The following is a 10,796-nucleotide window of genomic DNA, read 5'->3' as shown; positions in this document are numbered from 1 at the left end:
CGGCGGGGCAGAGCCGGCCGGCTGCCGTTCCAGGCCAGGTGGGCCCCGCAGACGTACCTCAGGTACCAGTGCACTCCCGTGAGCAGCGTGGCCGGTGTCGTGGCCTGCACCAGGACGCGCCCCGTGGTGCCGGTGACACGGAACCGGTCGACCGTGCCGCTCTTCTGGACGAGACTGAGCCGGAACTGCTCGGCGTGCCCGGGCAGCAGTCGATTGAGCGCCGAGCGCGCGGGAGCCGTATCGAAGACGGGGCCCCCGCCGGGGCTCTCAGCGGCGTGGGCCGGGACCGCCCTTCCCAGGGAGGACCCGAGGCCGAGGACACCGGTCGTGCCCAGCACCGTGCGTCGCGACGGACCGTTCATGTCTGTGTGCCCCCTGTGTCGACGGTGGCGGCACGCTAACCGGACGACCGTCCCTGCTCAACGGTGCGCACGGAGCCGGCGAGTTCATGTCGCTGGAACAGGCGAGTGGCCGCCGCGAAGAAAGGGACCCGGAGGTACGTAGGGATGAGTTTGACGCGGAAGAGGCTTGCGGGGAGCGCGGCCGGTGCGGTCGCCGCTCTGGTGGTGCTGACCGGCTGCGGTTCGGACGGTGGCGGGGAGGCGAAGGCCAAGGTCCCCGAGACCGCGACCGGGAGTCTGGAGCACATCGCGAGCGAGGCGGGCTGCAAGCCGAACATGCAGACGGACGCGGACACGATCCGCCAGGCCATCTGCAAGACGTCCGACGGCAAGTTCGTCCTCGCGACGTTCGCCACCGACCGCGGTCAGCGTGAGTGGCTGAACGGGGCGAAGGACTACGGCGGCTACTACCTCGTCGGCCGCAAGTGGGTCGCCGTCGGCGAGGAGAAGACGGTCACCGCGCTGCGCGGCCAGCTCGGCGGGACCATGGAGGAGGGGTCCGAGCACATGAATCCGGGTGGCAGTCACAACAGTGGCGGTCACAGCGGCTGACTGCACCGGTTCGGGGGCAAGCGAAAGCCGGCGGTGGGATCCCCACCGCCGGCTTTCTACTGATGTCCTACGGACAGTTGTACTACTGGCAGTCCTGCCCGCTGTTGATGCAGTCGACCACCTGGTTCATCGTGTTCTCGTCGAAGAAGTTGATGAAGTCGTTGTGGTCGGTGATCGGCTTGTGCAGCTCGGCCGGGAAACTGTCGACCGCGAACGGGTTCACGACCTGCCCGTTCTCGATCTGCGGCGCGTCGACGTCGTACACCAGACGGACCTGGAGCTGCGGGATCGCCTGGAAGCCGTTGTCGCAGCTACCGTCCGCGTTGACGAAGTCGACGTGGGTGCGGTGGTTGGCGCTGTCGATGTTCTGGCCGTCCCAGCAGCTCTGGAAGTTGGACGTCCGCACCACGGAGCTGCCCTCGGGGCAGATCGGGTACTTGTCCGTCAGCTGACGGTCCTCGAAGCCGGTGCAGCTCCAGTTGGTGTTGGCGTTGCCGAGGCCGTTGGAGAGGGACTTGGCGTCACCGGTGATGATGCGCAGGGCCTGCGGCATCGCGACGACATCGCTCGCCTTGTTGCCGACGAACTTCAGCTGGGCCTCGGCGGGCTGGAGGATCGTGCCGACGTTGCCGTCCTGACCGCCACCGGGGGCGTTCGCGTCGATGTCGTCCTGACCGTCCTGCACGCGCAGCACCGGCCAGAAGTACGACGACTTGTCGCCCTGGTTCTGGCAGGTGGTGTCCGCCGCCGCCAGCTGCTCGTCGCTCGCGAACGCGTCGTTGTCCTGGTTGCCGACGTAGTCGTGCTGGTGCTGCGCACCGTTGCTGACACCCGGGGCGACGATCACGTTGTCCGAGTTGCGGTTCTCGTTCTCGTTGGTACCGCAGTTCGTGGTGAAGGTGCCGGTGGAACCGCCGTCACCGTTCGCGGGGAGGCCGTTTCCGTTCACACCCTGCGGACCGCCGTTCGGCTGGACCTGGGTGATGTCCTGGAAGTCGGCCGCCACCGGGCCGTTGCCGGCCTGACCCTGGTTCTGGCCCTGGTCCTGGCCGCCGTCCTGACCCTGGTCCTGGCCCTGGTCCTGACCGTCGCCCTGGTTCTGGTCGTCGCCCTGGTTCTGGCCGCCGTCCTGGCCCTGGTTCTGGCCCTGACCCTCGCCCGCGGCGGTGTCCGCCTCGGCCGGCACACCCTCGCACCCGGCGAGCTGGTCGAGACCCTGCGTCTCCTGGCCGCCCGCGCGCTTGATGTTGATGTTGATGCGGTCGATCGTGGCCGTCCGCTTGGACTTCAGCGGGCCGATGATCGAGTTCTGGACGAAGCCGGCGTCCCCCGCCTGGGCCTGGCGTGTGTCCGCGAGACGCTTGTACGCCTCGGTGACCTGCTGGTCGAGCAGCGCCAGTTCCTTGTCGACGCCCGCCCGGGCCTTGTCCGGCACATCGGTGAGCTGCTGGCCTACGTCCGGGCAGTCGATCGTCGCGACCTGCGCGCCCGCGGCCTTGATGTTGTTCTGGTCGGACGACTCGCCTGCCGAGGCGTAGAAGTTCGCCCAGACCAGTCCACCGCCGGCAACCGCCAGAGCCGCGGATGCGGCTACAGCGCGAACGGCCAGCGGCGAACGACGTTTCCTTGTGTTGCGTCCCATGGAACTCCTCTGACTTCCTTGCGGGGCATCGAGGCGCCCGACAGGAGTGAAGCGGCTCCATCCCATACGCAAGTGGCTCCTGAGGTGTTCAGAAACCTTGGAAAAAATCAGAAGTCCGTGAGGCCAATTCGGGCCCAATGGGCACAGAGGGTCATGTTTCAACGGCAGTTGAGGCGGGAACACTGTCGACTTTTGAATGACGTTCAGTGAGGAAACAGGGCGCGCGGGTCGCTGAATAAAGTTCAGCGGCCGTGATCCGAATACGCGAGCGCCGCGAGTACACACCGATTGTCGGCGTCCGAACCTCAAGTCCCCATTTGGCGAGGATATTGGGGGTGTGTTTGGCGATGGCCCGTTCCGTGCACACCCCCGAGACCTCGGCTCAGCCGCCGCCCGCGGTCAACGCGCGGTCGGTGGCGCGTACTTGTAGCCGACCCGGCGCACCGTCTGGATCGCCTGCCGGTGTACGCCGAGCTTGCGGCGCAGCCGGGCGATGTGGACGTCCACGGTCCGGCCGTCGCCCACGTGCCCGTAGCCCCACACCGTGGTGACCAGGTGGTCGCGGGTGTGCACCCGGTGCGGATGCGCGACCAGATGGGCGAGCAGCTCGAACTCCAGATAGGTGAGGTCGAGCGGCCGCCCGTCGACCTCGGCGGTGCGCCGCACGGTGTCGACGCGGACGAGGAGGTCCCCGTCGGCGTCCGTCGCGGAGGCCTCCTCCGCCCGGTCCGGCACCGTGAACGGTGGCACCGGCGTCTGCTGGTCTGCCGGTACGAGGACCAGGTAGCCGATCATCGGCGGTCGGCCCGGCAGCGTGGGCACGGTGTGCTGGGGCGCGGGCAGCCAGGTGGCGCCCGGCGGCAGGAAGTCCGCGACATCAACCACTTCGTCGCGGTCGACGGCACGCAGCCGGTGCCGTGCGGAGCCGTCCGCCGAGGGGGTGGCCGGGGTGGTGGGAGCGGCGCTGGAGAGGGAACGAGTGGTCGCCATGAGAGGTCAGCTCTTTCGCGCGAGGAGTTCGTCGGAAGGGCGACGGCCGCGAGATCGTGGTCGGGCTCGTCGGGGACGTACGTCGTGCGCGCCGGCCGAAGGCCTGGGTGTGCGGCTTCAGAGGGCCGGCGCGTTCACCGCGCGGCAACACACCCGGTCGAAGTCGTGGTGCTGACGGGAAGGCCAGAACGGCTCGAGGTCATGGCGACCCGTCGCGGTGTGGTTCTGGAAGCCGGTCATGCGCCCATTGAAGCAGACACCGGGCCCCACGAGGAGGCTCCTCTCACTGCGCGGACGCCTCACGGAGGTGAGGGGGCGACAGCCACCGCAACGCGAAGGGGCGCCCACCACAGAGGTGGACGCCCCTTCGGAGCCGAGCGCGGATCAGACCTGGCCGGCCTTCTCCAGCGCGGAGCAGCAGGTGTCGACGAGCAGACGCGTCACGACGTACGGGTCGACGTTGGCGTTCGGGCGGCGGTCCTCGATGTAGCCCTTGCCGTCCTTCTCGACCTGCCACGGGATACGGACCGAGGCACCGCGGTTCGAGACGCCGTAGGAGTACTGGTCCCACGGGGCGGTCTCGTGCAGACCGGTCAGACGGTCGTCGATGCCGGCACCGTAGTTCTTGACGTGGTCGAGCGGCTTCGAGCCCTCACCGAGCGACTCGCACGCGGTGATGATCGCGTCGTAGCCCTCGCGCATCGCCTTGGTGGAGAAGTTGGTGTGCGCGCCGGCGCCGTTCCAGTCGCCCTTGACCGGCTTCGGGTCGAGGGTGGCGGAGACGCCGAAGTCCTCGGCGGTGCGGTAGAGCAGCCAGCGGGCCACCCACAGCTGGTCGGAGACATCCAGCGGGGAGACCGGGCCGACCTGGAACTCCCACTGGCCGGGCATGACCTCGGCGTTGATGCCGGAGATGGCGAGGCCCGCCTTCAGGCAGTTCTCCAGGTGGGCCTCGACGATCTCACGGCCGAAGATCTCGTCGGCGCCGACGCCGCAGTAGTAGCCGCCCTGGGGGGCCGGGAAGCCGCCCTCGGGGAAGCCCAGCGGGCGGGTGCCGTCGAAGAAGGTGTACTCCTGCTCGATGCCGAAGATCGGCTCCTGAGCGGCGAACTTCTCCGCGACCTCGGTCAGCGCGGCACGGGTGTTGGACGCGTGCGGCGTCATGTCGATGTTCAGGACCTCGCACAGGACGAGGATGTCGTCGCCGCCGCGGATCGGGTCCGGGCAGGAGAAGACCGGCTTGAGGACACAGTCGGAGGCGTGACCCTCGGCCTGGTTCGTGGAGGACCCGTCGAAGCCCCAGATCGGCAGCTCGCCACCCTTGGCGTCGTCGGCCAGGATCTTGGTCTTGGAACGCAGCTTGGCCGTCGGCTCGGTGCCGTCGATCCAGATGTACTCAGCCTTGAAGCTCACGGGCCACATCCTTCGGGTGTGTCTTTGAGTCGCAGTCATGCGGGTGCTGCGGCGGCGCTGCGGCACTGAAACGCCGCGTGGGGATATGCCCGGAAGCCTGTCAACAGGCGGTTTCCCGATCATTGCCCATGTGTGAACCCCGTGTTACCTGGGACTACTGTGTGCGGGATCACGGCGTGAGGCGGGCGGGCGGCCATGACCGCCGTCACGGCGGACGATCCCCGGCGCTCGTCCGCGAGGGGAGTGCGTGTCCGGCGTGGATCGGCTTGTGGCGCTTTGCATCCCGTGTGCCGCCCCGAGGTGCTGAGGTCAGTCCGCCGCTTCCGCCGCCGCGTCCCGTACGGCCGTGAGGAACCGCCGTACCGCGGCCAGCTCTCGCTCGTCGTACCCCTCCAGCAGTCCCACCGCACGGGCGATCAGCGGCCCGAAGTGGTCCCACCCCAGTTCGACCGCCCGCTCCTCGATCTCGACGAGTACACGGCGCCGGTCGCGCCCGTCGCGCACGCGCCGTACGTGCCCGAGCCGCTCCAGCCGGTCGATGAGGGCGGTGGTGCCCGCCGAGTTCAGGCCGAGGAGGGCACCGAGACGGCCCGCCGTCATGTCCGTGCCTGACCTGGACGCGTCCAGGAGGGCGATCAGGGCACGCACGTCCGTCGGGTGCATCCCGTTCCGGTGTGCGAACCGGGCGCTGTGCAGGCCGAGTTCGACGGTGGCCGCGCGCAGAAGGTGCACGGTCTCCATCTCGCGCTCGTGGTCCGGCATGCCTGCCCTCCCGTTATCATCTCGCTCACCGAGTATCTCGTTCAGCGAGATAATAGCCGGAGGGGGCACCCATGAAGCAGGCCAAGGGCAAGCAGGGCTACGACATGCGGGGCTTCCTGGCGGCGTACGACAAGGTCATGGAGAAGTGGCCCGCGGATCGCGAGGCGCTCACGGTCACCACGCGGTTCGGCGCGACCCGCGTGAACGTGTGCGGCCCCCGCGACGCACCCCCGCTCGTCCTCCTGCCGGGCGGTGGCGGAGCGACCTCGGCATCCTGGTTCGCGAACGTCGGGGTGCTCTCCCGTGCGCACCGCGTGTACGCCGTCGACCTGATCGGCGAACCGGGCCGCAGCACGCGTGAGGCCGGCCACCCCCTCCGTATGGCGGCCGACCTCACAGCCTGGCTCGATCAGGTCCTGGACGGTCTGGGCGCTGACACGACCGCCCTGTGCGGGCACTCGTACGGCGCCTGGATCGCCCTGCACTACACCGCGCACGCGCCGCACCGCGTGCGCCGGCTCGCGCTGCTCGACCCGACCGGCTGCTTCACGGGGTTCAGGACGGCGTACCTCCTGCGAGCCGCGCGGATGCTGCTGCGCCGCTCGGCCCGCAGCACCCGCGCCTTCCTGGAGTGGGAGACGGGTGGCGCCTCCCTGAACCCGGACTGGCTCCGGCTCCAGGAGGCGGCCGCCGGATTCCCCTTCGTACGACCGGTCACGGGCCCCGCCCCCGACCACGCGGCCACGGCCGCCCTCGACGTGCCGGCCCTGCTGCTCCTCGCCGGGAGCGGCAGGGCGCACGAAGCCCGCCGGGTGGCCGCCCGTGCCGTCAGGTGGCTGCCGCGTGCGGAGGTGGTGACCCTCCCCGGGGTCTCCCACCACATGCTGCCGCACGCGAACTCAGCCGAGACCGACCACCACTTGGCGGCCTTCCTCGACGGCGGCCGGACTCGGTGACGTCACCCCACCTTCTCGATGACGGCCCTGCGGATCAGGAACTTCCCGTCCTCCCTGACCTGCTCGAACGCGGCGTTGTTCAGCAGGACGCAGCTGCCGGAGACCGAGGTGACCTCCACGGTCGTGGACTTGTTGTTGTCCAGGTTGGTGACCTTCAGCCTCGTGCCCGCCGGGAACTGGTTGCTGGACGCGGCCGGGGTGCCGTCCTCGCCGGAGAGGGTGACGGTGGAGCCGTTGCAGACCTGCTCCCCGGATCCGGAGCCGGCGCCGGTGTCGTCCGCTGGCGGGGTCGTGGCGGGTGCCGAGGCGTCAGAGCCCTGGGAGCCCTCGGAGCCCTGAGGGTCCTGAGCCGACCCCCCGTTCCCCGCGGCCTCTCCGGCCCCTCCACCCTGCCCGGCCTGCGCGTTCTGGGAGTCCTGAGCCGACTCCCCGACCACGCAGCCGGACGCCTCCTGCTTGCGCTCGATCTCGGCGACGACCGCTTCCCGGTTGGCGATCCGCGCCTCCGACTGGGCGTCCGGGTTGGCCCGTTGCCCCTCGATGAACCGCTGGTTGTTGCCGAGCGCGGTGGCCAGTCCCTGGCAGACGGTCGACTCCGCGGCGGTCTGCGCGGCGTTCGACGTGGCCGCCATCACGAAGGCCCCGCCTCCCGCCACGGCCGCGGCGGTCACCAGCAGCGCGACCTTCTTCCTCGTACTGAGCGTTCTCCTACGCGACATGCGCGCCTCCTGTCCCCGGCCGCCTTTCGTCGACGGCCCGGATCGGGTGAGTACGCCGCTACGTACGCGAAGCCCGACGAAGTTACTCAACGGTTACAGGAGTCACCCAAGTAACGTGGATCACAAGGAGCTTGAGGGTGCTCAGCTCGCGGTCCTCCCGGCCCTCCCGTCCTCGTATGCCACCACCGTGTCGCTGACGTGCTTCAGCAGGTCGGTCGTCTGCCTGGTGATCGCGTCCTCCTCGGTCTCGGCGCCGTCCCCCCACTGCCCGTTGGCGAACACCACGGAACGCACCGTCATCAGCCGCTGGAAGACGCCCGCCGAGCCGGGCGGCACGGTCGGCATTCCGGCCTCCGGGGGTGGGTCGAGTGAGACCACCTGGTACGTCACGGGGTCCATGGAGGCCATCATGAACACCCGGGAGGCGTCCTCGGGCCGTTCGAAGCTCAGCACGGTCACCGTCACCTGCGAACGCCGCTCCGCGTCCGTGAAGAGGGCCGCGGTCAACCGGGAGCACTCCTTCCCCTGCTCGATCAGTTCGGCGAGCTCCGGGGACATGCCGCGGGGGCAGTCGTCGGTGGAGGCCAGGTCGACGCGCTCGTACGCCGAACCGTCCTTCAGGCGCACGGTCTTCTCCGGGAACGCCTGCCCCGGCCGGATGATCGGGCGCTCGAGCAGCGAGGGCAGTGCGGAGGGCGCGTTGGAGGGCGGGGCTACGGAGACGGACGGTACGGGCGTACGGGAGAGCGTGTCCGCGGCCGGGGTGGCTGCCGCCTCGCTGTCGGCTCCGGCCCGGTCGCCCGTGTACATCGCGGCCCCGGCGGCGACGGCCGCGACGAGCGCGGCTCCGACCGCGCCGCCGACCACGAGCCGTCTCCGCCGGGCTCTTCGCGCCCTGCGTATCTGCTCCTGCGCGACTGCGTCCGCCGCCGCCCACTGGCCCTGGGGGCCGCTCGCCCAGGGGGCGTGAGGGCTGTTCGGCCACTGGGCCTGGGGGTCGTTCGGCCACTGGGCCTGAGGGTCGTTCGGCCACTGGGCCTGAGGGTCGTTCGCCCACTGGGCTTGAGGGTCGTTCGCCCACTGGGCCTGAGGGTCATTCGGCGATGGGGCCTGGGCGTCGTGCCGGCCGTGTTGTCCCTGCTGCCCGTACGGCATTCCATGATCATCGAATGTCATGGCGGCGGAGGGTAGCAGCGCGAACCGCTCCCTCTCCCCTCGATCGACAATCCGGTCGATGTACTGACTATCGGGACAAGGCGTCCCGTACCGCTTCGTCGGTGCGGCCCACGACCGCCGTGCCGTCGTCCGCGGTGATGATCGGCCGCTGGATCAGCTTCGGGTGCTCGGCGAGCGCCTTGATCCACCGGTCGCGCGAGTCGGCGTCGCGCGCCCACTCCTTGAGCCCCAGCTCCTTGGCGGCGGCCTCCTGGGTCCGGGTGATGTCCCACGGCTCCAGTCCGAGCCGAGCGAGCACCTCCCGGATCTCGTCCTCACTCGGCACGTCCTCCAGATACCGCCGTACGGTGTACTCGGCCCCCTCCGCGTCCAGCAGGCTGATCGCGCTGCGGCACTTCGAGCAGGCCGGATTGATCCAGATCTCCATGGGCCACACGGTACGCGCGGCGTCCCCGGCCGGGGGAGGGGCGCCCCACGCGTCGAGTGGTCGTCTCCTGGTCGACACCGCACCCCACTTGGCGGTCTGTTCGAATTTCTGCCGTCTCATGCGCCTCCCGTGGATCTGGTGTGACGCGGCGCCAATTCCCTGCCTGTCCTGCTCTTTTAAGGGGCTGTCTGGGCCTCCTCGATGTCAGTGGTGCCCAGTAAACTGGAGGCAGTGTTCGAGGGAATCGCCGGAGATCCCGGATGGCTCCCTGACCGCGACAGGAGGATGCCCGTGCCCGCTGCCGCACTGAAGTCGAAGCCGCTGCCCACCCAGTCCACGGCCAGGAGGCCGGTCCTGCTCGACCTTCCGTACGCACCCGTCGAGAAGCGCCCGCTGCCGGCGGGCCGCCCCCGTGAGTGGTACATCGCGCACAACCGCCGTCTGAAGGCGATGCGCCTCGCCATCGCCCTGCTCGACTCCGGCGTCCACGTCCCGAACCAGGCCCGCAACGAGACGATCCGCAGCACGGCCGAACGCGTCGGCATCCACCCGCCGTCGGACACGACGTGCCACATGGTGCGTGCGCTGATGCGCTACAGCCGCTGAGGCCGCCCGGCGTCGTCGACCGATCGGTGCCGTCCGCTCCCCGGGGGTGGGCGGCACCGGTGTGTCCGGGGAGGCGCGCGGCGCCGGTGGGTGCGGCGAGATTCGATCGGTCCAGAGTTGGCCGGAGAATGCCCTAGCCGTTCCGCCGCCGGGTCCATACGATTCGGTCGCCCCTCGGCCTTCACAGCTCCTTCACAGATGAGGGGTCGATGTACGGCCCTGTTTGGCATGCGCATGTCCAGATATGCCGTGCGCGTCACCAGGCCGCCGCAGTAGTTCCCGGCTCGATCCAACGCACATGGTCCGCGACGGCCCTCCGCACACACGGTGGGCCGCACCCCCCCAGCTCCGGCGGTACGCATCCGCATCCGTACCGCCGGGACACCGAAGCAATGGATTGGAGAACCCATGGCTCGTGGGCTGTTCCTGGGTGGAGCGATCGCCGCTCTGCTCGCCACCGCGTTCCCCGCGCAGGCCGCGTCCTCGTCCTCGCCGGTCTTCGACGACCCGCCCCCGGACAAGATCGTCATCAAGGTCGCCACCGTGAACGGGTCCGGTTGTCCCCAGGGCACGACGGCGGTCGCCGTCTCCCCGGACAACACCGCCTTCACCGTGACCTACAGCGACTACCTCGCCCAGGTCGGCGGGGGCGCGCCCGCCACCGCGTTCCGCAAGAACTGCCAGCTCAACCTGATCGTCCACGTACCGGGTGGCTTCACCTACGCCATCGCCAGCGCCGACTACCGGGGCTTCGCCTCACTGCAGCCCGGCGCGACCGCCACCCAGAAGGCCTCGTACTACTTCCAGGGCTCCCCGGACACCGCCTCCAGGACCCACCCGTTCAACGGCCCGTACGAGGACAACTGGCAGGCCACCGACGAGACCGACTGGGCCCAGCTGGTCTGGGCGCCCTGCGGTGTGGAGCGCAACTTCAACATCAACACCGAGCTGCGGGTCAACCGGGGCACGTCCCCGGCCAGCAGCACCAGCTTCATGACCATGGACTCCACCGACGGTGACATCAGCACCGTCTATCACCTGGCTTGGAAGGAGTGCCCCGCGAACTGACCGGTGGTGTCCGGCCGTTCCCGGGTCCGGTGCACGCGCATCACAGCAGCGTCACCGGACCCGGCCCCGGGGACAGCAGCACCC

13 protein-coding genes are annotated in these 10,796 nt (G+C 69.6%); 4 read left to right on the top strand and 9 right to left on the bottom strand.

Features of this window, described 5'->3' with window-relative positions; all coding sequences use genetic code 11:
* Positions 1–362, bottom strand: a 362-nt coding sequence (locus tag FNH04_RS32100; RefSeq protein ID WP_194236885.1) for an alpha-N-acetylglucosaminidase N-terminal domain-containing protein, incomplete at its 3' end; no start/stop codon positions are given.
* 144 nt (positions 363–506) lie between these two features.
* Between FNH04_RS32100 and FNH04_RS32095 the strand changes: the two genes are divergently transcribed.
* Positions 507–953: a hypothetical protein gene (locus FNH04_RS32095; RefSeq protein ID WP_194236884.1), complete on the top strand. Its 447-nt coding sequence runs from the start codon at positions 507–509 to the stop codon at positions 951–953.
* An 82-nt stretch (positions 954–1,035) separates the two neighbouring features.
* Here FNH04_RS32095 and FNH04_RS32090 read toward each other — a convergent pair whose 3' ends face one another.
* The 5 genes from FNH04_RS32090 to FNH04_RS32075 all read right to left on the bottom strand — a co-directional run bounded on the left by FNH04_RS32090 (position 1,036) and on the right by FNH04_RS32075 (position 5,760).
* A complete protein-coding gene (locus FNH04_RS32090) occupies positions 1,036–2,595 on the bottom strand; it encodes a DUF1996 domain-containing protein (protein WP_152789375.1) in 1,560 nt (519 codons plus the stop codon).
* Between the two features lie 399 nt (positions 2,596–2,994).
* The gene (locus FNH04_RS32085; RefSeq protein WP_152789373.1) at positions 2,995–3,585 is read right to left on the bottom strand and encodes a winged helix-turn-helix domain-containing protein; all 591 of its coding nucleotides are present in this window, start codon (positions 3,583–3,585) and stop codon (positions 2,995–2,997) included.
* Positions 3,586–3,702: 117 nt separating this feature from the next.
* Complete coding sequence (locus FNH04_RS48740) at positions 3,703–3,825, bottom strand: hypothetical protein (RefSeq protein ID WP_265580845.1); 123 nt, start codon at positions 3,823–3,825, stop codon at positions 3,703–3,705.
* Between the two features lie 144 nt (positions 3,826–3,969).
* Positions 3,970–4,998, bottom strand: a complete 1,029-nt coding sequence (gene glnII, locus FNH04_RS32080; protein WP_322724435.1) for a glutamine synthetase — start codon at positions 4,996–4,998, stop codon at positions 3,970–3,972.
* Positions 4,999–5,307: 309 nt separating this feature from the next.
* Positions 5,308–5,760 (bottom strand): MarR family transcriptional regulator, encoded by a 453-nt coding sequence (locus tag FNH04_RS32075; protein ID WP_152789369.1) that lies wholly within the window; start codon positions 5,758–5,760, stop codon positions 5,308–5,310.
* A gap of 71 nt (positions 5,761–5,831) precedes the next feature.
* On the opposite strand from FNH04_RS32075, the gene FNH04_RS32070 reads away from it, so the two are divergent.
* On the top strand, positions 5,832–6,716 hold the full coding sequence (locus FNH04_RS32070; protein WP_152789368.1) for an alpha/beta fold hydrolase: 885 nt from the start codon (positions 5,832–5,834) through the stop codon (positions 6,714–6,716).
* 2 nt (positions 6,717–6,718) lie between these two features.
* On the opposite strand, the gene FNH04_RS32065 is transcribed toward FNH04_RS32070, so the two are convergent.
* The 3 genes from FNH04_RS32065 to FNH04_RS32055 form a co-directional block, all read right to left on the bottom strand.
* The gene (locus tag FNH04_RS32065) at positions 6,719–7,435 is read right to left on the bottom strand and encodes an RlpA-like double-psi beta-barrel domain-containing protein (protein ID WP_152789366.1); all 717 of its coding nucleotides are present in this window, start codon (positions 7,433–7,435) and stop codon (positions 6,719–6,721) included.
* A 141-nt stretch (positions 7,436–7,576) separates the two neighbouring features.
* Positions 7,577–8,611 carry a hypothetical protein gene (locus tag FNH04_RS46790; protein ID WP_194236883.1) on the bottom strand — a complete coding sequence of 345 codons (1,035 nt, stop codon included), beginning with the start codon at positions 8,609–8,611 and terminating at the stop codon, positions 7,577–7,579.
* Positions 8,612–8,678: 67 nt separating this feature from the next.
* Entirely contained in the window at positions 8,679–9,038 is a 360-nt protein-coding gene (locus FNH04_RS32055; RefSeq protein ID WP_152789379.1) for an arsenate reductase family protein, read from the bottom strand.
* A 291-nt stretch (positions 9,039–9,329) separates the two neighbouring features.
* Between FNH04_RS32055 and FNH04_RS32050 the strand changes: the two genes are divergently transcribed.
* Both FNH04_RS32050 and FNH04_RS32045 read left to right on the top strand, forming a co-directional pair.
* Positions 9,330–9,644 (top strand): hypothetical protein, encoded by a 315-nt coding sequence (locus FNH04_RS32050; RefSeq protein WP_322724434.1) that lies wholly within the window; start codon positions 9,330–9,332, stop codon positions 9,642–9,644.
* A 408-nt stretch (positions 9,645–10,052) separates the two neighbouring features.
* A complete protein-coding gene (locus FNH04_RS32045) occupies positions 10,053–10,712 on the top strand; it encodes a DUF4360 domain-containing protein (RefSeq protein ID WP_152789364.1) in 660 nt (219 codons plus the stop codon).
* Positions 10,713–10,796: the final 84 nt, after the last annotated feature.

This window comes from Streptomyces phyllanthi (assembly GCF_009377205.1).
Classification (GTDB): Bacteria; Actinomycetota; Actinomycetes; order Streptomycetales; family Streptomycetaceae; genus Streptomyces; species Streptomyces phyllanthi.
This window is presented reverse-complemented; position numbering and strand designations above follow the sequence as displayed.